Raw genomic sequence first — 23,946 nt, forward strand, 5'->3', positions numbered from 1 at the left:
CATGCGGTCCCTCTTCGTTTATCCAGTAGAGCGTGTTTGCTACAGCACCTGACTCAGAAACTGGCGCAGGCGCGGGGAGGGGGGATTGTCGAAGAAGTCGGCAGGCTTCTCATCCACCAGCAGTTCGCCACTCTCCATAAAGAGCACCCGATCCGCCACCTCGCGGGCAAAGCCCATCTCGTGGGTCACCACCACCATGGTCATCCCCTCGCGGGCCAGCCCTTTCATCACATCCAGCACCTCCCCCACCATCTCGGGGTCGAGCGCACTGGTCGGCTCGTCAAACAGCATGATGCGCGGCTGCATGGCGAGCGCCCGGGCGATGGCCACCCGCTGCTGCTGACCGCCGGATAGCTGGGAAGGATAGCTGGCCGCTTTCACCGATAACCCTACTTTCAGCAGCAACGCCTTGGCCCGGTCTTCGGCGTCACGGCGCGACAGGCCGCGCACCTTTTGCGGCGCGAGACTGATGTTGTCCAGCACATTGAGGTGTGGGAAGAGGTTGAAGGACTGAAACACCATGCCCACCTCTTCCCGCAGCTTGTTGACGTCGCCCGGTTCGGTCAGGCAGATGCCGTCCACTACTATGTTGCCGTCGTTGATGGTCTCCAGCTGGTTGAGGGTGCGCAGGAAGGTCGATTTGCCCGAGCCGCTGGGGCCGACGATCACCACCACTTCCCCTTCGGCCACCTCGGTACTGACGTTTTTCAGGGCGTGCACCTCGGTGCCGTAGAACTTCTCTACTCCGGTCGCTTTGATGATTGGATCAGTTGCTGTACGCATATTTCGCCTCCAGAAAACGAACCGGGAAGGCGCGGGGCGTGCCGGTGATGGCAGCACTGCTCGACTTCTGTTGAGCCTTGATAATGGGATCAGTTGCTGCGCGCATATTTCACCTCCAGACGGCGTACCAGGAAAGAGAGGGTGCCGGTGAGCACCAGATAGAGCAGGGCCACGGTAAACCACACTTCGAACGGGCTGAAGGTGGAGCTGACCACCTCGCGCCCCGCCTTGGTGAGATCGGTGATGGAGATGACCGAGACCAGCGAGGAGTCCTTGATCAGGTTGATGAATTGCCCTGCTAGCGGCGGCAGCACCCGCTTGAACGCCTGCGGCAGAATGACGTAGCGCATGGTCTGGGCCGAGGTCATACCCAGGCTGCGACCTGCCTCCATCTGCCCCTTGTGGATGGAGCTGATACCGGCGCGGACGATCTCCGCCACATAGGCGCCGGTAAAGACCGCCAGCGCGGCGACCCCGGCGGTGAAGCGATCGAGGTTCAGCACTGTGCCGATAAAGAAGTAGACGATGAAGATCTGCACCAGTAGCGGCGTGCCGCGGATCAGCTCCACATAGGTGACCGCCAGATTGCGCAGGGCGGGGTTGGGGGAGAGGCGCGCCAGCCCGGCCAGAGTGCCGAGCAGGATGGCGAAGATGCCCGCCACCAGCGAGAGCTTGACGGTGACCCAGACGCCCCAGGCGATGGGGCCAGCGGTCCAGCTCAACTGGGTGTCGAGGGTGTCGCCCCGAAAGATGGTATCCCCTTCGGCGACTTGTACGCCGGTACTGGCGATGGCTTGCCGCACATTGGGGTCGAGATCGTCTTGCAGGAACAGCTTGCCCTTCTCAGCCTCGCTGGTGCCTGCAATCACGGTGCCGTCAAATTCGGCCAGATTATTCTGCTCCGCCTGATAGGCGATGTATTGGGGAATGCGTTCCCAGCGCCAGGTGTAATCCACGGACTGGACAGCCTTGTAGATGCCGAATACGGCAACCAGCAGCATCAGCAGGAAGACCCCATGCCAGAGCAGCTGATTGGGCTGTTTTTCCATCTGTCTTGTCGGTTTGGGTGTGTGCACAGTCACAACCTCTTCTCGTTATTGTGTGGGGAGCTGCGTGGTGCAGGGGCGGCATATGCCGCCCCCCGGAGGTTATTTGAGCTGGTTCAGCCAAGCGTTGGATTCGAACCACTTCTTGTAGAGACGGTCGTAGCTGCCATCGCCCTTGATCTGGCGCAGGTAGTTGTTGAACCAGTTGAGGGTGTCCTGATCCCCTTTGCGGATGGCCCAGGCCAGCGGCTCGAAGGTGAACGGCTTGTCGAGGTGCACCACGGCGCCCTGATTCTGGGAGGCGAAGATGGCGTTGTAGGGCAGGTCATAGACGAAGGCATCGACCTTGCCGTTGATCACTTCCAGCTTGGCGTCATCCTGGGTTTCAAACTGCAGCAGGGTGGCTTTGGGGATCAGGCGCTTGACCGCCTGCTCGCCGGTGGTGCCGAGCTTGACCGCGATCTTGTACTTGGGATCGTTGAGGTCGGTGAACGATTTGATTTCGCCCGCCTTCTCTTTGCGCAGCACTATGGTCTGGCCGACCACGATGTAAGGGTCGGCAAAGTTGACCCGCAGGTTGCGCTGGGGGGTAACGGTCATGCCGCCCATGATGACGTCGAACTTGTTGGTCAAGAGCGCCGGAATGATGCCGTCCCAGGCGGTGTTGACGAACTCGACCTTCACGCCCATCTCTTTGGCGACCATCTTGGCGAGATCCACGTCAAAGCCGATGTATTGGCCCTGCTTGTTGGTCATCTCGAAGGGTTGATAGCCCGCATCGAAGCCGACCCGCAGCACGCCGCGTTCGAGCACTGCATCCAGGGTGGAAGTGGGAGCCGGGGTCGGGGCCGCCGTGGCGATCCCGCAAAACAGCAGGGTAGAAAGAATCAGTTTTTTGATCATAAGTGACGTCTCTGTCGTTGGTGTGTTCGGCCTTGAACCTGATCCCGTGCGACTCCGTGGCACAAGAGACTGCTGCATCCGGCAACAGGCAAGACAGGATGAATGTCTTGAGCGGGACAAAAGCCCCATATGAGATGCTATGAATAGTGGTTGAGTGAAAAATGTACCAAAAACAGATTGTGTCAGAAGACTCAACAGGTTAGAGACATTTATTGCCCATGGCTTCATTCATAAAATCACACGAAAACAACATATCTATCTAATGGGGTGGGTTCAAGCCCAAATTATGCTTAAGACATTTTGTTACACAGCGAGGGGCTCGCATGTGGCTTTAGTCTGGTTGTTCTCATTAGCGGGTATGAATCGAGTATCTGGTGACGGCATGGCGATAGTGATATGGCAGCGCGAAAACAGGTGAACTGGATGTTTTTATTGTGAAAACGGTCAGGGGCCTCTGGGTCTTGGCAAACGCTTCTCATATACTCAGTTACCCTCTCTGCATGGCTTTGGTATGGACGCCTCACTACTGCTCAAGCTGGATATTTTTACTTTGATGATCATGGCCTTGTGTGGCTATTGTCTCGGTTTCCTCACTCTCACCATCATTCGTGTCACCCACAACGATATTCCCGGCGTCGGGGTCTGGTGGTGGTCCAGCCTGTTTGCCATGCTGGGTCAGGCGGGATTCGCCAGTCTGCTGCTGACCCCCACCCCCTATGGCTCTTGGGTTGGCAATGTCTTCCTGATTTTTCATGTGTTGTTGCTGCTGATCGCCCAACGCTGCTTCTTCCGTCAACCGCCCGGCTGGCGTGCCTGTTGGGGATTTATCCTGCTGTTTGCCATCATCATGACCTGGTCGGTCGCCATCGATGGCCGGATTGCGGTGCGGGTGATGATCAGCAGCGCCACCTTCCTCGGGCTCAGTACGCTGATCATCTGGCAGCTCTGGCGTCACGGCCGACCCGATTATCAGGTGGCGGTCTGGGTGCTGATTGGCCTGCATCTGGTGCTGATTGCCATGACCCTGATGCGGATGTTTGCCGTGTGGGGCGAGGTGATCGAAAGCCCGTTCCAGCGCCAGTTGTTTAACGTGTTGCCCTATGTCTCCATGCTGGTGGGCAGTTCCATGCTTACCTTCGGGGTGCTGCTGCTCTGCAACCAGCACCGGGCGCTGGAGCTGCGCTATCAGGCCAGTCATGACCTGCTGACCGGGTTGTTCAATCGCCGTGGTTTTATGGAACGTCTGGCCCGGGGACGGCCTGCACCACAGGGGGCGCTGGTGGTGCTTGATCTGGATGACTTCAAGCAGATCAACGATCGGTATGGTCATGAGGTCGGCGATCGGGTGCTGGAGCGAGTCGGGCTGGTGCTGCGCGAGCGGGAGGGAGTGTTGGCCGGTCGCTTTGGTGGCGAGGAGTTTGTGCTGCTGTTTCGCCATGCCACCGCAGAGGAGGCGAGCGTCCATTGCCAGTCACTGCTGGTTCAGCTTGCGGCCAGCGAGGTGGATGGGATCCATATCACCGTCAGCATGGGGGTCGCTCACTGGCAGGGGGAGTGGCACTTTGACCGCCTGTTCCGCCGCGCAGACGATGCCCTCTATCGGGCCAAGCGGGAAGGGAAGAACCGAGTCTGTCAGGCTGCCTGATGCAGGGATAGATTCAGGGATAAAAGCAGGGCGCTGTGATCCGCGCCCTGGCTGTTTCCGCTTGCCGGATATGGCTTGTCAGCTGCCACCCGCTACTCTGAATTCGCTTGAGCTGTTCTCGGTGCCTGCGCCTTGAGGAAGGGGAGCAGCAGCAGGGCCGAGACGCCCGCGGCCACCGAGATCACCACGAAGAAGCCGTTCCAGTGCCAGATCTCCATCACCTTGGCCAGCGGATAGCCCGACAGCGCCGCTCCCATGTAGGCAAACAGGCCGACAAAGCCGGTGGCTGCCCCCGCCGAGTTTTTGTGGGAGCACTCCGCCGCCGCCATGCCGATCAGCATCTGGGGGCCGAACACGAAGAAGCCGATGGTAAAGAAACAGGCCGCCTGCATCACATAGCTGAAGAAGGGCATCAGCCACAGCGACCCCACCGCCAGCAGGATCCCCACCGCAAAGATCAGGTTCATCGGGCCGCGGTTGCCATTGAACAGCTTGTCCGATCCCCAGCCCGCCACCAGAGCGCCGATAAAGCCCCCCACCTCGAACATGGAGATGGCCGAGTTGGCGCTCATCAGATTGAAGCCGCGCTGCTCGGTCATATAGAGGTTGCCCCAGTCATTGATGGCGGTGCGGACCACATAGACCAGCACGTAACAGCAGGCCAGCAGCCAGATATAGGGGTTGCCCAGCACATATTTACTCAGGATCTGGCGGTGGGAGAGCCCCGCATCCTGGGTCTGCTGGGCTAGCTCCATGGCATCATTTCGCCACTCGCCCACTGTTGGTAATCCCATGGCGCTCGGGGTATCCCGCAGCCGCCAGCAGAGGAACAACCCCGCGACGATGGCGATAAGGCCGGGCACTATCATGCCGTAGCGCCAGCCATGTTGCAGGGCGATGGTGCTGACGATGAGGGGGATCAGCGCCCCGCCCACGTTGTGGGCGGTGTTCCAGGCCGACCACCAGACCCCGCGCTCGGTGCGCGAATACCAGCTGGTGAGCAGCTTGGAGCAGGGGGGCCAGCCCCAGCCCTGAAAGAAGGCGTTGGCGACCCAGAGGGCGGCAAACATCCAGAGTGCCGACGAGAGGCCGAACAGGATATTGATGACGCCGGTGGCAATCAGTCCGACCCCCATGAAGTAGCGCGGATTGGCGCGGTCACTGATGATGCCGGAGAAAAACTTGGAGCAGCCGTAGGTGAGATAGAACAGGGTCCACAGCATGCCGATGTCGGACTTGTCCAGCATGCCGCTCGCCAGCATGTCCGGCATGGCGAAGTTGAAGCTCTTGCGGGTGAAGTAGAACACCGCATAGCCCAGATACATGGTCAGCAGCAGGTGCAGTCGCCAGTGGCGATAGGTGGCGTCGATCTCGGCCTGATCCCGGATAAGGGGTTGGGGCGGTGCGCTTCTCATAAAACTCAGCACAGGCTGGCCCTCTGGTGATGATGGTGATCAGCCATGACTCTCCTCCCGTTTGCGACTGGGCAGGTTGACCGTCAGCTGGGTACCGTGGATGCAGGAGAGTTGCAGACTGCCCCCGAGCGCCTGCACCCGCTCGCGAATGCCGAGCAGGCCATAGCCCTGTTGCGGGCGGCTCTCTGGCAGACCGCGGCCATCATCTTCCAGCACCAGTTGCAGCTGTTCGCCACTGGCCCGGGCGCGAATGGTGACCGAGTGGGCATTGGCATGTTTGACCACGTTGTTGAGCCCCTCCTGACAGACCCGAAACAGGGTGACCCGCTGGGCATCGGAGAGATCCCCATCCGCCAGCTGCCACTCCAGTCGGGTGACGATGCCGTGACGTTCCAACTCCAGCTCCCGCAGCAGGGCGCGCACCGCCTGCTCCAGGGTCATGTCGTCGAGCTGGCGCGGGCGCAGCCGCCCGAGCAGGCCGCGCACCGCGTCGTAGATCCCGAGCGACAGGGTGTCGATGAGGGCGCTGCTCTGAACTACACCTGCGTTGTCAGGGGCGAGACGGCGCACTATGCCAGCCTGGGTACGAATGGCGGTGATGGTCTGGCCGATATCGTCGTGCAGTTCGCGCGCCACCTCCTTGCGGATGCTCTCCTCGGTCTCCAGCAGCCGCTCGGTGAGCTGGCGATTGTGGGCGAGCTGGCGGGTTAGCGCCTGATTGAGTTCCCGCTGGCGCTGGATCCCGGCGCCGAGCAGCAGGCCGGTGAGGCTCTGGGCCAGCAGGGAGAGCAGCAGGTCGAGGGGGTGATCATGCCAGGCCTGGCTCGCCAGCAGGGCGATGGTGTTCATCAGGGTGGCGAGCAGCGCCCCCTGCCAGCCGTAGCGCCACGCCATGGCGATGATGGGGATGGCCAGACAAAACGGGGTGAAGCGCACCAGCGAGTTGGGTAAGCCCAGTTGCAAGCCAAGGCTCAGGATAAAGAGCAGCAGATACCAGACCAGATGGCGAAAGCGCCAGTCCACCGGCTGATCCACCAGCGCAGGGCCCAGCGGCACCCAGGTGGCGCGGGTGAGGTAGTGCCAGATCAACATGCAGGTCGTGGTGAGGGTCAGGCCGCCGGTGAGGGTGAGCAGCAGGGCCGAGAGGCCATCTTCCCCCACCAGATACCAGAGCAGGGCTTGCAGCAGTGCCGCCGCCGTGACGGTGGCCAGCAGCAACAACAGTTGCTGCCAGTCGTTGTATACCTGTTGGCGGCGGGCAATCCACAGGGGCAGCAGGGTGATCACACTGCCCACGATCAGCCACTGCCAGTGGGGCAGCCCCACCTCCAGATTGAGCCAGTAGAGCAGCAGCCCTTCGCACAATAGCAGTGGCGGCCAGTAGTGGCCGGGGCTTTGCAGCAGCAGCCCCAAGCGCAGGCCGAAGGGGAACAGCAGCACCGCCAGCGCCGGGCCACCCGCCAGATGCAGGCTGATGCTCCAGAGGCAAAACCAGCCGGCGGCAAAGATGAAGCTGGCCGCCAGGGCGATGGCGACATAGCTGGCCAGACGGGAGATCACCAGCTATCCAGCATGCGGTGGGCCAGCTCGACGTTGTTGCTGACCTTGAGCTTGTCCATCAGGTTGGCGCGATGGACATGTACCGTCTTGGGGGAGAGGCCGAGCTGCTCGGCGATGGCCTTCACCTCCAGCCCCTGCGCCAGTAACTGGGCAATCTCCCGCTCCCGATTGGTGAGGGGATCCCGGCTGCTGCTGGCCAGCTTCTGGGCGATGTCCGGCGTCAGGTAGCAGCCACCCAGAGCCGCGGTACGCACGGCGGCGATCAGCTCGTCCGGGCTGCAGCGTTTGGAGAGAAATCCCTTGGCACCGGTTTGCAGCGCCTGCTCAATGAGGGCGGGGCTGTCGTGAACCGAGAGCATCACCACCGCCAGACCGGAGGGGAGCTGCTTGAGCAGCTCCAGCCCCGATTGGTCTGGCATCGAAATGTCGCAGACACAGACCCGCGCCCCGCTGCCGGGCAGACCGGCAAGGGCGTCACTGGCGGAGCCGAATTCGGCGACCACCTGCAGATCGGGCTCCAGATTGAGCAGTTGGGCAAAACCGGATCGGACGATCTGGTGATCGTCGATAAGGGCAATTTTTATCATGATGTCAGCCTGAAATTCGGTGCGTCATGACCATGACGCGGCCAACAAGATACCTGCCCCCCGAGTCAGGCTCAAGGGGCGGGGGACGATAGGGGGAAAATCGGCTCGATAAGCAAGGGAAGCTTGATCGGGATCAGGCTGTGCGGGCTGGCCTCCCGAGCTGGCCTGCCCGCAACGGGAGTCAGCGGTGCAGCTCGCCGGCACGCTCCGGCTGATAGACCACTTCCAGAATTTCCACCTCGATGGTGCGCCCGGCGGGGCCCGGCCAGGCAATGCTGTCGCCCACTTTCAGGCCGAGCAGGGCACTGCCCACCGGCGCCAGTACCGAGATGTTGCTCTCGTCGCCCTTGGCATCGCGCGGGTAGACCAGGGTGAGGCAGAACTCGTTGCCGCTGCTCTGCATCTTGAAGCGCACCTTGCTGTTCATGGTGACCACGTCCGGCGGCATGTCGGCCGGTTCGCGGATCTCGGCGCGGTCCAGCTCTTCTTGCAGGGCCAGATGCTGCGGGTGGTTGCCGAGCAGTTGTTCGATACGGTCCAGATCAAGGCTGGAGATAACGAGATGAGGTTGTTTCATAGGATATTCCTTATCAATAGCAGAGAGGCCAGGCCGACAAGGGAAGGCTGGCCAGTACGCTGGATGTCACACAATGGTTTACACAGATTCAAAACAGTGAAAATGCCATGCCCCCAAACGACTCGCGGCCGAAGGAGCGAGGCGGGGGCTCAGCAGGGTGTGAGCAAATGCGAGGAAATAACGAGTATTTTCATGGGGCTACCATAACCATTCTGGCTGGCCTTGGCAACCGTGACTGAGTGACTACTCAGGAGCCTGATAGTTGTACTGACGGATGATCCGCGCCAGGGTGCCATCATGGCGCATCTCGTCGATCACGGCTTGCCAGCGACGACCTTCGGTGAAGGGGAAATCCTTGCTGGCCGCGACATAAAACTGGGTGCGCATCAGGGTCTCCCCGCGTACCAGCAGGTCGGTCGGCAAAGCACCAAGGCGCTGGTTGTAGAGGATGGCGTTCCAGGCGGCCACCCAAGCATCGATGCGACCCCGATTCAATTTCTGGGCATTGAGCTTCTCGGTAGCCACAGTATCACTCTCAAGCTGGAGTCGTTGTCTGAGCAGATGCTGACCGAAGGAGTAGCGCAGGGTGCCGACCTGCAGCGGGGGGAGATCAGTCACCCTGAGCGGGGCAGGATGAAACCGGCGATCGCTGACGATGACAAAATCGTCATCGAGGATCGGTGTCACCCAGTAGTAGAGGTGTTCCCGTTGAGAGCTGCGCACCGGCGGGATCAGCAAGACATCCTTGCGATGCGCGGTTTGGGTGAGCGCCCGTGCCAGCGGCATCAACTCGATGGTGAGCGGTTCTTTGAGGCGTCGTGCGGCCTCTTCCATGATCTCGATGGCGACACCGCTTGGTTTGCCGTGAGAGGAGCGAATGACATAGGGGGGCAGCTCGGCCGCCACCAGCACAATAGCCTGGGCGCCGGTGTGTACCAGCAATAACAGCAGGGCAAAAAAGGGCAGGCAGAGAGCGCGCATCAAGATCGTGAGCCAGAGTCGAATGGTCAGAGTGTAACATTCCTGCCTGCGTTGTCTTTCCACCCGCTGAAGGGTTGGGATCTCAGTCGAAGAAATCCCGCAAATCGCGCACTTCGTAATCGGCGAGTTGCAACCAGGGGAGCTGAGCGGGCAGCTTGCGCAGGGTCACCTCCATCCGGTAGCTGCGATAGCCATCGAGGCTGGCCGACTCGACCACCAGCGGGATCTGCCACTGATGCGACCAGAGGATGCGGGTTCGTTGCCGCCCTTCGCGTTTTTGATACCAGCGGGCCTGCTCGGGGGCGGTCTCATCCAGCGGAGTCATCCCTTCGATCAGCGCCGGGTTGACGAGATGGCGGATCCGCGGCCAGTCGGGTTTGAAGGCCACCTGGCCATACTCTTCCACCGGCACCTCCACCAGTTGGTTGTGCCAGCTGTCGGCATAGCGCAACTGAAGTTCACCCTCATCACTGCGACTGACCCAGCGGGCGGCCATCTGGTGGGTAAAGTGCTTGTGGCCGGGCGTGGCGTCGTGAGTGGCGTGATAGGCACGGGCAAGGGGGAGGGGAATGAGCCGCTGGCTCCACACCTGATTGCCTACTCGCAGCCACTTCTCTTGCCAGACGCTCTCTCTGGCGATGCCATCGCTGCCGGTGACCCGGTCATGATAGCTGATCCGGGCCGCGAGATCCGGGGGGGAATCGTCGGCATGGAGGGGGAAGGCGAGGGTGCTGCCAAGCAGCCATAACGAAAGTAAAAGTCGCATCATCATCTGTCGCTCGAAAGAGCCGGGGCCCGGGCCGCTGAGTCGATTGCTCAGGTGCTCCCGGGCCCCCGCTGCTTACAGGCCGAGCGCCTCCCGCAGTTTGCCAAACACCTTGGTGTTATCCAGCGTGCCTTTGAAGCGGTTGCTGCCGGCGCCATCGGCGAACAGCATCACATCGCCGCCGCCGTGGGTTTCCGATACCAGCTTGACGCCGGTCTCCTGCAGATAGTCATTGGCCATCACCTGATCGCTGGTGAGGACGGGGCGCACGTTTGCACGGTTGGGACCGTTGCCGAACACCAGAGTGGTGAAGGGCTTGCCATCCACGTCGTTCTGGGTCGAGCCGTCGCCATTTTTCACCAGATCCAGCACCGGGTTGCCCTTGGCGGAGTAGCCGTTGATGGTCATGGTGTGGTCATGGTCGGCGGTGACCACGATCAGGGTATTGCTGAGGTCCACTTTACCGAGCGCCGTCTTGACCGCTTCATCCAGCGCCACCGCATCGGTGAGAGATCGTTTGGCGTTGGTGGCGTGCAGGGCGTGATCGATCCGGCCACCCTCGACCATCAGGAAGTAGCCCTGGCTGTTCTGGCTCAGCAGATCGATCGCCTTGGCGGTCATCTCGGAGAGCGACGGCTGGGTATTGGCCGACCCCTTGGCAACCCGATCCAGCTCGTAGTCGAGGTGGGATTTGCTGCTGAACAGACCGAGCACCTTGCCACTGGTGACCTGGGCCAGTTCACTTTGGGTGGTGACATAGCTGTACCCCTGCGCCTTCATCTCGGCGGTCAGGTCGCGGTTGTCATTGCGACCGCCCTTGTTGCTGGCGCTGTAAGGGGTCCAGTGGTTGGCACCACCGCCCATCAGCACATCGACCCCATCCTTGAGGGCACTGTTATAGCCAGCGCCCCCCGGGACGGCCTGCGCGGCGATATCATAGGCGGCATCCCGATGGCAGATGTGGGAGTAAGTGGCCGCCGGGGTGGCGTGGGTCAGCTCGGTGGTGGTGACGGCGCCAACCGATTTGCCTGCCGCCTTGGCCAGCTCCAGGATGGTGGGCACCGGCTTGCCGTTATCGCTGCTGCATTTGTTGTCAGTTTTGTTGCCGTTGATATCCTTGGCTGGCGCTACCGCCTTGGTGTCGCTACTCATGGCGATCACCTCGTTGTTCATTTTGACCCCGGTGGTGTAGGCCGCCATGGAGGGTGCCGAGTCGGTGGTCTGGGCATCGTTGGAGAAGGTCTTGATGCGGGCACTGCGCGGCAGTTTCATCATCTCCAGATTGCCCTCTTCTCCCACCTTGAACAGGCGGGTAGCGGTGAGCACGGTGGGGCCCATGCCATCACCGATAAAGAGGATGACGTTTTTGGCATCACCGGCCTGTGCCTGGGAGGTTGCGCCCAGCGCACTGAACAGGGCGGCGCAGACCAGCGTGTGCTTGATGGATGTGTTCATCTGTTTGCTCATGAAAGTGCTCCTTACAGCTTGGCCGCAGCCTTGATCTTGCCGAACACGGCGGTGTTATCGAGTGAGCCATGGAAGCTCTCCGCTCCCTGGCCGATGGCGCCGAGGAAGACGTCGGTGCCGCCGTGGGTCTCGTTGCCTATCTCGCCCACCTTGACCACCACTTCCTGGTGGTAGTCATTGGCGGAGACGGTGGCATCGTCGAGCGGGGCGACGCTGCTGCGCGGGCCATCCACCCGGTTGTAGCCGTTGCCAAAACCGATAATGGTGTAGGGCATGCCCTCGCTATCCTTGCTGGGATCCCCTGTCTCGTAGTTTTTCACCAACCCCAGAACCCCCGGATTATTGGCGGTGGTCTTGCCGGTACGTTTGGCATAGCCGTTCAGCACTAGCGTATGGTCATGGTCGGCGGTGACCACGATCAGGGTGTTTTTCAGTTCGGGGTCGCTTTTTTTCACCTCGTCGATGGCTGCCTTGATGGCATTGTCGAAGGCGAGGGTATCTTGCAGCGCCCGCTTGGCGTTGGTGTCGTGCAGGGCGTGATCGATGCGGCCCCCTTCCACCATCAGGAAGTAACCCTTCTCCTTGCCCTTGAGCTGTTTGATGGCAGCCAGGGTCATCTGGGCCAGTGACGGCTCGCTGGCGGGGCGGTCCAGGTCATATTTCATGTGGCTGGAACCAAACAGACCCAACAGCGGTTTGCCCGCGTCGACCTTGTTCAGCTCATCCAGATTGCTGGCAAATTGATAGCCTTTGGCCTGCATTTCGCTGATGAGGTTGCGGCCATCCTCCCGCTTGCCCTTGTCGGCTTTGGGTAGGAAGAAGCTGCTGCCGCCCCCGAGCACCACATCCAGCCCCTCCTTGAGGGCGCTGTTATAGCCTTTGCCGCCCGGCACCAGCTGGGCGGCGATATCCACCTCCAGATCCCGGTTGCAGATATGGGCATAGGTAGCCGCCGGAGTGGCGTGGGTCACCCGGGTACTGGTTACCACGCCAGTACCGCGGCCATCGGCCTTGGCCAGCTCCAGCAGGGTAGTCACCGGCTTGCCGGCACTCTTGCTGCAGTCGCTTTCATAGGTGGCATCGCCGTCCATGCTGATGACGCCATTGTTGCTCTTGACCCCGGTCATGTAGGCCGCCATGGAGGGGGCCGAGTCAGTGACCTGGGAGTCGTGGGAGAAGGTCTTGATAAAGGCCGTCTCTGGCAGGGTATCGATGGTCAGATCACCCTCTTCGCCGACACCGTAGATGCGGGCCGCCGTCAGGGTGTTGAGGCCCATGCCATCACCGAGGAAGAAGATGATGTTGGTGGGCTGGTCGGCGGGCTTGGTCGCCACCGTGTCATTGTCTGATTTGCAGCCGGCGGCCAGGGCGGCGCCGATCATCACTGCAAGTCCTGCCATTTTTCTCATTGGGGTTCGCTCCTTGTAAAACCTGAGCGCAGCCTAGAGGTCGCAGATGACACTTTTACTGACTATCGGTGACGGTTGTGTGAAAAGATGATAAAAATGTTACATTATATCAATATGTTATCTATCAGTTGCTCTGACTGAACGGATCTTTTCCGGCCCGGGCGCCCCGTCATGGCGGTTTGCTGATTTGATGGCGTGATGGTTAGAATGACCTGTCAAAATGCGGCTGCAGCAGGTAAAATGCGCCCCCTTCGTTCGATGCCTGCCACCGAGCGGCCGTAGTTCCTTACGCGCCCCCATAGTCCACAGAGAGTAACGCGAATGTCCATCAACTGGTTCCCCGGTCACATGCACAAGGCCCGCAAAGAGATTGCCGAGGTCATGCCCCAGGTCGATGTCATCATCGAGATGCTCGATGCCCGCATCCCCTTCTCCAGCGAAAACCCGCTGGTGCCCGAGCTGCGTGGTGATACCCCGGTGATCAAGGTGCTGAACAAGGCGGACCTCGCCGATCCGGCGATCACCGAACTGTGGGTGGCGCACATGGAAAAAGAGAAGGGGATCAAAGCGCTGCCGCTGACGCAACAAGAGCCGGAGAAGATCAAGCAACTGCTGAGCCTCTGTCACGAGATGCTACCGGAACGCAACTTTGAGCTACGTGGCGTGCGGGCGATGATCATGGGGATCCCCAACGTGGGCAAGTCCACCCTGATCAATACTCTGGCGGGGCGCATCATCGCCCGCACCGGCAACGAGGCGGGGGTGACCAAGTCCCAGCAGCGGATCAAGCTGGAAAACAACGTCATCCTGACCGATACCCCGGGTTTCCTCTGGCCCAAGCTCAACCCGCCCTCCTGCGGCTATCGTCTGGCGATCACTGCGGCCATCAAGGATACGGTGTTCGACTATGCCGATATCGCCATGTTTGCGGCCGACTACTTTATCAAGGCCTATCCGGAGCGGATCAAGGCGCGCTACCAGATAACCGATCTGCCCGAGACCGAGATCGAACTGCTGGAGATGATCGCCCGCCAACGGGCCTTCGTGCGCAAAGGCGGTCTGGCCGATCTGCACAAGGCGTCCGAGATCCTGATCAACGAGTTCCGCTCCGGCCTGCTTGGCCGCATCTCGCTGGAAACCCCGGAGATGGTGAGCGTCGAGATCGTTAGCGCAGCTGAAGAAGCGGCGCAAAAAGCCAGTGAGAAAGCAGAGCGGGAGGAAGAGCGCCAGGCCAGAGCCCGTCGCAAGTACGCCCGCAAGCGTCAAAAGTAGTGAGCGGCCACGTATCCCGTTTCGCCCGCTAACCGTTGGCAAAACCCGGCCGAGTCAGCGTTAGCACAGTGACGAAACTAGAAGAGGCGACCCCAAGGGTCGCCTCTTCTGTTTTATGGCATTTGTTGTATGGCATTTTTTGATGGCATTGTACGGTGGCCATGTCGGTGTGCCTGGCAAGAAAGATCTTCGCCACAGCGTTGGCTCGCCGCCTCGGGTAGCAGAGGGGGGGATTGAAAATGTGCCGCGACATGGCGCTGTTCTTCCGCGCCAAGCAGCACTTTTTGTAGAGGAAATTCATACAGTAAAGTGCGCAAACAAGGTGAGGTGACACTGCTGGATATGGAAAAGGGGAGCTCGGCTCCCCTTTGCTATGCAGACATTTCAGTACCGACACCCCTGTAAAGAGATATCAACCCAGCTTATTGCTGCTGGATAACCCAGATCTGGAAGGCTTTGCGGGTTTCTGCATCGGCTTTGTTGTACCAGTTTTGCAGCTGGGTCAGGGCTTCCGGGTTGCTCTGGGCCTTGCTCGGAGCAGCAGCAACTGGCGCGCTGGCAGCAGCCATCACGGCAGCGGTAGAGACGGCTACTGTGGTTGGCTGGTTGAAGGCTTTGCCAATGTTGATCAGCTCTTGCTGATAGTCACGGGTCAGCTGGAAGCCTTCTACTTTTGGCATCACAAACTGTTCGCTGCTCACTTGCTGGCCAGTGACCTTGTCTTTCAGTGCCACTTGCTGATCTTTGACAAACTGCTTGGCCTCGGTTTCGTTGCGGGGCTTTTTGTAGTCCAGCACCAGCTTCTGGTTATCGGCGGCAGTGAAGTTGAGCACCAGCGGCTCGGCGGTCACCAGCTTGATCTCGCTGCGGTTGGAGAAGTTGCCTTCAAAGGCGATGACCAACTGGTGTTTGCCGGCAGTGAGGGGGAAGGTACTGGTTTTGTCGAGCAGCTTGGGGTTGATGGATTGGCCATCGATCAGCTGGACGACATAGGGATTGGACACTTCCAATTGAGCATTAGCCAAGGCGCTACCGGCCCACAACAGACCAGCCAGCGCCGGTACCAGAACAGTCAGTTTCATTTCATCTCCTTGAACAGTCAGGCGATTGCCCACTGAAAACAGGGGCTCATTTTTGCAGGTTTGGCCCACTGCGGCAATGGCTCTTTCTGGTGCGCATCGTTCACTCTGTTGTCTGCTTTTATATCAATAAAGGAGGCGCAGACCTCACTCGATCCGTCGAGTGAAGGGGGGGAGTGCGTCGAGCAATCCTTTGCCATAGCGTTTGGTTAACAGCCGCCGGTCGAGAATGGTGACTCGGCCCCGATCGGCCTCTTTGCGAATGAGGCGGCCACAGGCCTGAATGAGTTTGCGGGAGGCTTCCGGCACCGTCAGTTGCAGGAACGGATTTCCCCCCCGCTGCTCGACCCACTCGGCGGTAGCCTCTTCGACCGGTGAGTTGGGCACCGCGAAGGGGAGTTTGGTGATCACCAGATTGGTAAGGTAGTGGCCCGGCAGATCCAGCCCCTCAGAGAAGCTGCCGGTACCAAACAGAATGCTGGCCTGGCCGCCATCGCATTTTTGCTTGTGCAAGGTGAGCAGGGCGTTGCGAGAGGCTTCCCCCTGCACCAGCAGAGAGAGTCCCTTGGCGCGCAGTCCCGCCACCACTTCATTCATCTGTCGATAGGAGGAGAAGAGCACCAGGCTTGCCTCCTTGCCAGCCAGAATACGAGGCAGCACGCTGATGAGCTCGCTGGTAAAGGCCGGCGAGTTGGGTTCGTGCTCCATCTTGGGCAGGTAGAGTTCGGCCTTCTGGTATTCAAAGGGGGAACGCAGGCGCAGGTAACGGGTGCCGTCGTGCTCCTTGAGCCCTACCTGATGGCGAAAATAGCTAAATGAAGATAGGGCGGTGAGGGTCGCGGAGACCAGCACGGCACCCAGACACTTGGACCATAGCCACTCTTCCAGCAGATAACCCACCTCGATGGGGGAGGCGTGCAACCAGATATCGCCATCGTCACTCTTGGCCATCCAGCGGGCGAGCGGGGTCTTGCCCTGTGGCACATGGCGCCCCAGCATCTCCCACAAGGCGCAGAAACTCTCCAGCCGTTGCAAGTGAAAACCACTCTCGGCCAGCAGGGGCTCGGCCTCTTTGCGGCGGATCTCGCCATCTTTCAGCGCTTCACCGATGGCGCTCTGCATCCGATCCAGAGCCCGCAACGCCTTCTTGCTCGATTCCTTGAGGTTTTCCGCCAGCATCGGCAGGGGATCCGGTAATACCCCTTCCGCGAAGCGGTAGTGGGGTTCACTGCCAAACAGCCGATCGTTGGCGCTGAGCCACTGCTCGACCGCTTTCAGGTCGGGCTGGATGGAGGCCAGCGCATCCTGCAGTTTGAGTTGGGGGTCGATCAGGCTCTCTTTATTGAGGGCCCGCGCCAGTTTGCCCGCACTCTGTACCAGCTTCTCCAGCCAGCGACGGGAGCCTTTGACGCTGGCCGACGCAGCGCCGTGATCCCGGGCAATGGTGGGCAGGTGATGGGCCTCATCGAGTACATAGATACACTCATCGGGGGGCGGCAGTATGATGCCACCGCCCATGGTGAGATCGGAGAGCAGCAGCGCATGGTTGACCACCAGCACATCGGCACTGTCCATGTCGTTGCGGGCCCGATGAAAGGGGCAGTGTTGATGGTGGCTGAGGGCCTTGTTACAGGTGTGGCGGTCGGCGGCGATATGCTGCCAGCAGGCGTCTGATATGGGTTCTGGCCAGTTATCTCTATCCCCGTCCCACTTGCCATCGGTGTAGGCCTGCCACAGGCGGGCAAAGCGATCCTTGTCGCTATCCGACGGCTTGTGCTTGCTCAAGGTACCAAAGTCGATTTCGAAGTTGGCCATCTCGACGCCACTGGCCGCTTGCTCCAGCAGATGCTCGCAGCAATAGCGCTGGCGTCCCTTGACCAGCATAAAGCGAAATGGCAGCTCGCTGTGGCGGTGGTAAAAAGGCAGATCTTTATGAATGAGCTGCTCTTGCAGGGCCACGGTGGCAGTGGAGATCACCAGCTTTTTCTGGGTCAGTCGAGCCACCGGGATGGCGCCCTGAGCATAGGAGAGGGATTTGCCGATCCCGGTTCCCGCTTCGGCAACCAGGATCCGGCGCTGTTTGTCGTACTCACCAGTCAGGGTTTTGGCGATCTCGGCCACCAGAAAGTTCTGCTCTTTGCGCGGCACAAAACTGGGCAGTCCATCCGAAATCTGGCGATAGGTTTGACGAATGGTAGCTTTGAGGCGAGTCGAGAGCATGCAGGAATGGCCATTGAGGGAGTTAACAGAAGGGTAAGGATACCTGTAACCCCTCCTTGAGGTCGAGGTTACTGCGATTATCACGGCAAGGTTACGCGCAGCAGACCAGGTTGGTGATTTATCAGGTGGTCAGCCCCTTTAGCCTGTAAAACAGGCTGTTTGAGTCCGTTTTTTCAGCGAAATGGTTTGTAAACGTTTTCCCTTTGCTGGATGACCAGGTGAGATCTGGCTCACACTTTCGCTTTGCTGACTATGATTTCCATAAAAAGTTCCAAGTTTTTTCATTGCGGTTCAAAAAGTCCGGTGCTAGTCTCGGCGGCATAGTGATGCAAAGAACATCGCTAACACAGGGAATAACAACAACTTAGTGTTTAATTACAGTAGGCATTGGAAACTATGAAAAAGACAATTCTGGCTATTGCTATCCCGGCTCTGTTTGCATCCGCCGCTAACGCCGCAGTGATCTATGACAAAGACGGTACCAACTTTGACGTTTACGGCCGTGTACAGGCTAACTACTACGGTGACCACGACTCTTCTGACGCTGAATTGGTTGGTGCTTCCCGTCTGGGTTGGTCCGGCAAGATTGCGTTGAACAATACTTGGTCTGGTATTGCCAAGACCGAGTGGCAAGTTGCTTCCGAGAACAGTGACAATATTAATAAAGGCTCTACCGCTACCAAAGGCGAGAGCACTGGCGGTAAATTCGAAGCTCGTCATATCTACGTAGGTTTTGACGGTACTCAATACGGTAAGATCATCTTCGGTCAAACCGACACCGCCTACTACGATGCCATCGTTGCAACCGATATCTTCAACGAGTGGGGTAGCGAAGGTAACCTGTATGATGGTCGCCAAGAAGGCCAGATCATCTACTCCAACAGCTTCGGTGGTTTCCACGGTAAAGTTTCCTACCAGACTAATGATGATGCAGTGACTTCCGTTAAAGACGTCGGTTCCAACACCATCAGCAAGACTACCCAAGACGTTAAGCTGGACAAAGGTTACGGTGCTGCAGCTGGTTACAAGTTTGACTTCGGTCTGGGCTTTGATGCCGGTTACAACCGTTCTGACCTGGAAGCGACTGCTGACCGCGCTGGCTCTTTCCTGGCAGGCAACAAATTCGAGAAGTCTGACTGGGCTATCTCTTCCAACTACGGCATCGGTGGCTTCTACTTTGCAGCCATGTATAACGAAACCGACCTGAAAAACAAGGCGACTGGTAACAAGCACGAAGGTAAGGGCTACGAGCTGGCTGCTTCTTACAACGTCGATGCGTGGACCTTCCTGGCCGGTTACAACAAAGAAGAGACTCGTGCTCCGGGCGCTGCATACAAAGATTCTATTGATGCAACTCTGTTGGGCGTTCAGTATGCTTTCACTTCCAAGCTGAAAGCGTATACCGAGTACAAAATCGAAGGTTTGGATAAGAAAGACGACCAGTGGACAGTTGCTCTGCAGTACAACTTCTAATAAGTTGAACAAGAGTAATATCCTGGCTTGAGTCTTTGACCAAGCTACGAATGGCCGAGATGAACTCTCGGCCATTTTTCTTTTTGGCGGTGCGGTATAGCTGCTTCGTATTAGCAGCATGGTGAATCGCCTTTCATGGTGATATTTGGCGCACCGTCTGTCTCGGCTAATCTATCCTGCTTCCTGCTTCCTGCTTCCTGCTTCCTGCTTCCTGCTTCCTGCTTATCTCTTTGATTGATTGGGTTATTGTTCTCTTTTGTGCAGTGACGTGAACTGCACCGTGTAGCTTGGTTTGGCCTGTGAGTATCTGGCATCCCTTGCAAGGGGATGCGGCGCTATCTGCGCTGATATGTATGGGAGCACCATGCTGGATGGTTGTGTATGGAAAGCTGGGAGGAGGGAATTGAAGCCAGTCAGAGTTGGGCACTCGACGTGCAGCCGAGCGAGGTGGAAGCCCATGTTTAAATCAGTAACAAATAAAAAGGGAAGATGCTCAGGCACCTTCCCTTTTACCGTTTGTTTGGGCTCCGATGCCCCTATTGGCGGGATCAGCCGTGCTGGCGGCGGTCGTTGGCCTGGGCCAGCAGCATGCGGCTTTCACGCAGGAACTGGTCGGCATGTTCGCCAAAGAAACCGGAAACTTGCGAGAAGGCGTCGATAAAGCCGGCTCTGTCCCCCCGTTCCAGCAGCCCCAGCGCTTCGCCAAAGTTCTGGTAGTAACGGCGGATCATCGCCAGATTCTGCGGCGATGACAAAATGATGTCGGCATAGAGGTGGGGATCCTGAGCAAACAGTCGCCCGACCATGGCCAGCTCCAGCCGGTAGATGGGGGAGCTCAAACTCAGCAGGCGATCCAGATTGGCATGCTCCCGGGAGAGGTGCCAGCCATAGGCAAAGGTGGCGAAGTGGCGCAGCGCCTGGATGAGGGTCATGGCCTCATCGTGGGCCTTGGCTTCCACCTGTTGCAAGCGGGCGCCCCAGATGGTCATCTGATCCAGTAGCCACTGGCTGGCGGCGGGGTCGCGGCCCTGACAGCTGACAATCACCTGCTTGGCGAGGCTCGCCACATCCGGCCCGAACATGGGGTGCAGCCCCAGCACCGGCCCTTGGTGCACTGCCAGCATGTGCTCGAGCGGCGCCGCCTTCACGCTGGTGACATCCACCAGCAGGCAGTGGGCTGGCAAGTTGCCGAGTCGGTCGATGATCTGGCAGGTGATGTCGATGGGCACCGCCACCATCACCAGACCGGCGTCCGCGAGGATCTCGTCAGCGCGCGGCCAGTCCCCCTGTTCCAGCGTCTCGACCCGGTAGCCAGAGAGGCCAAACATCTGGCCGAACAGCCGACCAAGCTGACCCTGACCACCGATGATGACAATCTTGCCAAGGTCCGGCTTCATGCATTTGAAGTGGTGTTCTTTTTCGCTGGCCGATTCGAGAATATAGGATTCGCGCATCACCCGGCGCAGCACATCCTCGATGAGATCGCCGGGTACGCCCAGCAGTTCGGCCTCGGCGCGGCGGCGGGCCAGCATGCTTGCCTCCCGATCCGGTGCATAGATGGGCAGGCCGTGGCGGCTCTTCACCTCACCCACTTCTCCCACCAGCGCCAGACGGGCGGCCAGCAGATCAATCAGCTGCTTGTCCACCACATCAATTTTGTCCCTGAGGGCATTCAACTCTTCAGCCATATCCAGTCCCTGCTGGTACCGCGGGTAGTGGCACCTGGTGATTCAAGATGCAACTTGTGTATCACTGCGTGTTACAGCCAGTGATACCCAGGTTGTTCAATAGGTTACGACAAGATAGCACGACTTATCGTGCAGTTCTGCGGTTGAGCGGGGTGGCCAGCTCCCGATGGCATCGATCCAGCAGCGCGGCTGTGGTGTCCCAGTCGATGCAGGCATCGGTGATGGAAACCCCGTAGCGCATCTGCTCTTTGGGCTGCTCGCTGGATTGGCTACCCTCGAACAGGTTGGATTCGAGCATCACCCCGATAATGGAGCGATTGCCTTCCTGGATCTGGTGGATGACGTTGTCGGCCACCTTGGGCTGCAAACGGTGATCCTTGCTGGAGTTGCCGTGGCTGCAATCCACCACCAGACCGGGTAGCAGGCCCGCTTTTTCCAGCGCCTCTTCCGCCAGCGACACATTGACCGAGTCGTAGTTGGGATGTTTGCCGCCGCGCAAGATCACGTGGCCATCCGGGTTGCCCTGGGTCTGCAGCAAAGCGACCTGACCCTGCTGGTTGATCCCCATAAAGGCGTGAGGAGAAGAGGCTGATTGCAGCGCGTTGATGGCGGTACCCAGGTTGCCGTCGGTGCCATTCTTGAAACCGACCGGCATGGAGAGACCGGAGGCCATTTCCCGGTGGGTCTGGGATTCGGTGGTACGGGCGCCGATGGCAGACCAGGAGAAGAGCTCCGCCAGGTATTGCGGGCTGATCGGATCGAGCGCTTCGGTCGCCAGCGGCAACTCCAGCTCAGCCAGCCAGCAGAGCAGTTCGCGGGCACGGTGCAGTCCCAGCTCTACATCGAAGGTGCCATCCAGATTCGGGTCGTTGATAAAGCCTTTCCAGCCGACCGTGGTGCGTGGCTTCTCAAAGTAGACCCGCATGACAATGTAGAGCGAGTCCTGATAGGCGTCATGCAGCGCTTTGAGTCTGGTTGCGTACTCTTTGGCGGCGTCCATGTCGTGGATCGAGCAAGGGCCACAGATCACCAGCAAGCGGTGATCGCGGCGGTGAATGATGTCGGCGATCGTCGCTCGTGCCCCTTGCACGAAGGCCAGCGCCTGATCGGAGATGGGTAATTTCTCCTTGAGCTGGGCAGGGGTGATCATCACTTGTTCAGACTGGATATGGATGTTGTTCAGGGGATCTCGTTGCATTGCTGGGTACCTCGCCAGCGGCGCGGCTGGTCAGTGTGTGTAATTAAATATTTACGGTGGTGCGAATTCGTTGCACGAGGCCACAAGATACCAACTCACCCTCGATATTCAAGTGTAAATGTTGATATGTAATCATTTTTAGCTGTTTTTATATGGTTACCCCATCGTTCAGGGAGTGGGGAGTGCGATACTTACCTTTCTATGAACATGGTTTGTATTTTTTTATTTACACTTTGGTGCTTATGTCAGCCGCATCTTCGCTGAGTGGCTACGGGGGATGTCGGTATGGGGGGGACCGCTATGGGCAAAAAAATGCGGGAGCCAGCATCTGGCTCCCGCAGTGTGATGAGAAGGGTTGGCTGGCGTTATGCCGATACCGGCTGCTTGGCATCGGTAATGCTGTCGCTGGCCTGCTCCTGTTTAGCCAGTGCATCCAGCATGGGTTTAGTGACCAGCACGATCCCCTGTTCGGAGCGGTGGAAGCGACGGGCGTCTTCATCGGCATTTTCACCGATCACCATGCCTTCCGGCAGTTTGCATCCCTTGTCGATCACCACCCGGCGCAGTCGGCAACCGGCACCGATCTCCACACCCGGGAAGATCACGGCCTGATCCAGGGTGCAGAAGGACTCTACCCGCACATTGGTAAAGAGCACCGAACTCAGGATAAAGGAGCCGCAGACGATGGTGCCGCCCGAGAACATGGAGTTGATGGTCATGCCGTGCTGGCCGTTTTTGTCCTGCACGAACTTGGCGGAAGGGGTCATGTTCTGACTGGTCCAGATGGGCCAATCCTGATCGTAGATATCCAGCTCCGGGGTGACGGAAGCGAGGTCCATGTTGGCTTCCCAGAAGGAGTCAACGGTGCCCACATCGCGCCAGTAGGGTTTGCGATCAGGGCTGCAGCCAACGCAAGACATCCCGAACGGATGGGCGTAGGCGGTGCCTTCACTGACCACCCGCGGGATCACATCCATGCCGAAATCGTGATGAGATTGCGCGTTGGCAAGGTCCTCTTCCAGCAGTTGGTAGAGATACTCGGCATCGAAGATATAGACGCCCATGGAAGCCAGCGCGGTGTCAGCTTTACCCGGCATCGCCGGTGGGTTGACCGGTTTTTCGACGAAGGCGTTGATCTTGCGATCATCATCCACCGCCATCACCCCGAAGGCGCTGGCTTCACTGCGTGGCACCTCAATACAGGCGACAGTCACCTTGGCACCCATGTTGACGTGATCCAGCAACATGGCGGCGTAATCCATCTTGTAGATGTGATCGCCAGCCAGCACTACCACATATTTGGGGGCGTGATCGCGGATGATATCCAGATTCTGGTAGACCGCATCGGCGGTACCACGGTACCAGCTCACTTCGTCAACCCGCTGCTGGGCAGGCAACAGGTCAATAAACTCGTTCATCTGATAGCGCAAAAAAGACCAGCCAGATTGCAGGTGGCGCAGCAGACTGTGGGATTTGTACTGGGTCACGACGCCAACGCGACGAATGCCGGAGTTGATGCAATTGGAGAGTACGAAATCGATGATGCGGAATTTACCTCCGAAATGAACAGCAGGCTTCGCGCGGTTATCGGTCAATTGCTTGAGGCGACTGCCCCGCCCTCCGGCGAGAACCAAAGCCATGGTCTCGTTCAGCAACTGTCTTGATTTTGCTGTATTGGCAGGTTGTAACAACATCTCATATCCCTTTGTAGATAAATCACTACAATGTTGCCTCTTTTGAGCCCTCAAGAAAGTGCTTTCAGTCACAAAATTGCGGCTTTCTCCGTAATAAAATGACCTTTTTGTTATTAAAAATGACGGGTTGAACCGTAATTGCTTTCAATATGGTCAGTTGTCAATTGAGGCGAGCCGAGCGGT

The 23,946-nt window shown here is 58.8% G+C and carries 20 protein-coding genes; 3 read left to right on the forward strand and 17 right to left on the reverse strand.

Going from position 1 to position 23,946, the window contains the following annotated elements:
• Positions 1-39 precede the first annotated feature (39 nt).
• From BN1135_RS14040 to BN1135_RS14050, 4 genes are all read right to left on the reverse strand, one after another.
• A complete protein-coding gene (locus BN1135_RS14040) occupies positions 40-783 on the reverse strand; it encodes an amino acid ABC transporter ATP-binding protein (protein WP_042022120.1) in 744 nt (247 codons plus the stop codon).
• Positions 767-889, reverse strand: coding sequence for a hypothetical protein (locus BN1135_RS22565; RefSeq protein ID WP_263053673.1), 123 nt, complete (start codon positions 887-889; stop codon positions 767-769). Before BN1135_RS22565 ends, BN1135_RS14040 begins: the two co-directional genes overlap by 17 nt.
• Positions 873-1,832, reverse strand: coding sequence for an amino acid ABC transporter permease (locus BN1135_RS14045; RefSeq protein ID WP_042022121.1), 960 nt, complete (start codon positions 1,830-1,832; stop codon positions 873-875). The genes BN1135_RS22565 and BN1135_RS14045 overlap by 17 nt, the downstream gene beginning before the upstream one ends.
• A gap of 99 nt (positions 1,833-1,931) precedes the next feature.
• Positions 1,932-2,732, reverse strand: coding sequence for a transporter substrate-binding domain-containing protein (locus BN1135_RS14050; protein ID WP_005334079.1), 801 nt, complete (start codon positions 2,730-2,732; stop codon positions 1,932-1,934).
• Positions 2,733-3,243: 511 nt separating this feature from the next.
• Here BN1135_RS14050 and BN1135_RS14055 point away from each other — a divergent pair.
• On the forward strand, positions 3,244-4,377 hold the full coding sequence (locus tag BN1135_RS14055; RefSeq protein ID WP_042022123.1) for a GGDEF domain-containing protein: 1,134 nt from the start codon (positions 3,244-3,246) through the stop codon (positions 4,375-4,377).
• Between the two features lie 92 nt (positions 4,378-4,469).
• Here the strand turns inward: BN1135_RS14055 and uhpC are convergent, their stop codons facing one another.
• The 8 genes from uhpC to BN1135_RS14095 form a co-directional block, all read right to left on the reverse strand.
• A complete protein-coding gene (gene uhpC, locus BN1135_RS14060) occupies positions 4,470-5,804 on the reverse strand; it encodes an MFS transporter (protein ID WP_042022125.1) in 1,335 nt (444 codons plus the stop codon).
• A 27-nt stretch (positions 5,805-5,831) separates the two neighbouring features.
• The gene (gene uhpB / locus BN1135_RS14065; protein WP_042022127.1) at positions 5,832-7,352 is read right to left on the reverse strand and encodes a signal transduction histidine-protein kinase/phosphatase UhpB; all 1,521 of its coding nucleotides are present in this window, start codon (positions 7,350-7,352) and stop codon (positions 5,832-5,834) included.
• Positions 7,349-7,939, reverse strand: coding sequence for a response regulator transcription factor UhpA (gene uhpA, locus BN1135_RS14070; RefSeq protein WP_042022130.1), 591 nt, complete (start codon positions 7,937-7,939; stop codon positions 7,349-7,351). Before uhpA ends, uhpB begins: the two co-directional genes overlap by 4 nt.
• A 181-nt stretch (positions 7,940-8,120) precedes the next feature.
• Entirely contained in the window at positions 8,121-8,516 is a 396-nt protein-coding gene (gene rnk, locus BN1135_RS14075) for a nucleoside diphosphate kinase regulator (protein ID WP_005334070.1), read from the reverse strand.
• A 243-nt stretch (positions 8,517-8,759) separates the two neighbouring features.
• The gene (locus tag BN1135_RS14080; protein ID WP_042022132.1) at positions 8,760-9,497 is read right to left on the reverse strand and encodes a substrate-binding periplasmic protein; all 738 of its coding nucleotides are present in this window, start codon (positions 9,495-9,497) and stop codon (positions 8,760-8,762) included.
• A gap of 82 nt (positions 9,498-9,579) precedes the next feature.
• The gene (locus BN1135_RS14085; protein ID WP_042022508.1) at positions 9,580-10,266 is read right to left on the reverse strand and encodes a hypothetical protein; all 687 of its coding nucleotides are present in this window, start codon (positions 10,264-10,266) and stop codon (positions 9,580-9,582) included.
• 72 nt (positions 10,267-10,338) lie between these two features.
• Positions 10,339-11,730, reverse strand: coding sequence for an alkaline phosphatase (locus BN1135_RS14090; RefSeq protein ID WP_042022134.1), 1,392 nt, complete (start codon positions 11,728-11,730; stop codon positions 10,339-10,341).
• Positions 11,731-11,741: 11 nt separating this feature from the next.
• The gene (locus BN1135_RS14095) at positions 11,742-13,139 is read right to left on the reverse strand and encodes an alkaline phosphatase (protein WP_042022136.1); all 1,398 of its coding nucleotides are present in this window, start codon (positions 13,137-13,139) and stop codon (positions 11,742-11,744) included.
• A gap of 321 nt (positions 13,140-13,460) precedes the next feature.
• Here BN1135_RS14095 and ylqF point away from each other — a divergent pair, with 321 nt between their 5' ends.
• Positions 13,461-14,411: a ribosome biogenesis GTPase YlqF gene (gene ylqF, locus BN1135_RS14100; protein WP_042022138.1), complete on the forward strand. Its 951-nt coding sequence runs from the start codon at positions 13,461-13,463 to the stop codon at positions 14,409-14,411.
• Positions 14,412-14,833: 422 nt separating this feature from the next.
• Here the strand turns inward: ylqF and BN1135_RS14110 are convergent, their stop codons facing one another.
• Positions 14,834-15,493 (reverse strand): YccT family protein, encoded by a 660-nt coding sequence (locus tag BN1135_RS14110; protein WP_042022144.1) that lies wholly within the window; start codon positions 15,491-15,493, stop codon positions 14,834-14,836.
• 144 nt (positions 15,494-15,637) lie between these two features.
• A complete protein-coding gene (dinG, locus tag BN1135_RS14115) occupies positions 15,638-17,710 on the reverse strand; it encodes an ATP-dependent DNA helicase DinG (protein ID WP_042022147.1) in 2,073 nt (690 codons plus the stop codon).
• 396 nt (positions 17,711-18,106) lie between these two features.
• Here dinG and BN1135_RS14120 point away from each other — a divergent pair, with 396 nt between their 5' ends.
• The gene (locus BN1135_RS14120; protein ID WP_042022150.1) at positions 18,107-19,183 is read left to right on the forward strand and encodes a porin; all 1,077 of its coding nucleotides are present in this window, start codon (positions 18,107-18,109) and stop codon (positions 19,181-19,183) included.
• 548 nt (positions 19,184-19,731) lie between these two features.
• Here BN1135_RS14120 and tyrA read toward each other — a convergent pair.
• The 3 genes from tyrA to glgC all read right to left on the reverse strand — a co-directional run bounded on the left by tyrA (position 19,732) and on the right by glgC (position 23,763).
• Positions 19,732-20,871, reverse strand: coding sequence for a bifunctional chorismate mutase/prephenate dehydrogenase (tyrA, locus tag BN1135_RS14125; RefSeq protein ID WP_042022153.1), 1,140 nt, complete (start codon positions 20,869-20,871; stop codon positions 19,732-19,734).
• A gap of 124 nt (positions 20,872-20,995) precedes the next feature.
• On the reverse strand, positions 20,996-22,069 hold the full coding sequence (locus BN1135_RS14130; RefSeq protein ID WP_042022154.1) for a 3-deoxy-7-phosphoheptulonate synthase: 1,074 nt from the start codon (positions 22,067-22,069) through the stop codon (positions 20,996-20,998).
• A gap of 365 nt (positions 22,070-22,434) precedes the next feature.
• Complete coding sequence (gene glgC, locus BN1135_RS14135) at positions 22,435-23,763, reverse strand: glucose-1-phosphate adenylyltransferase (protein WP_042022156.1); 1,329 nt, start codon at positions 23,761-23,763, stop codon at positions 22,435-22,437.
• Positions 23,764-23,946: the final 183 nt, after the last annotated feature.

It is taken from the genome of Aeromonas sobria, from assembly GCF_000820145.1.
GTDB classification, from domain to species: domain Bacteria; phylum Pseudomonadota; class Gammaproteobacteria; order Enterobacterales; family Aeromonadaceae; genus Aeromonas; species Aeromonas sobria.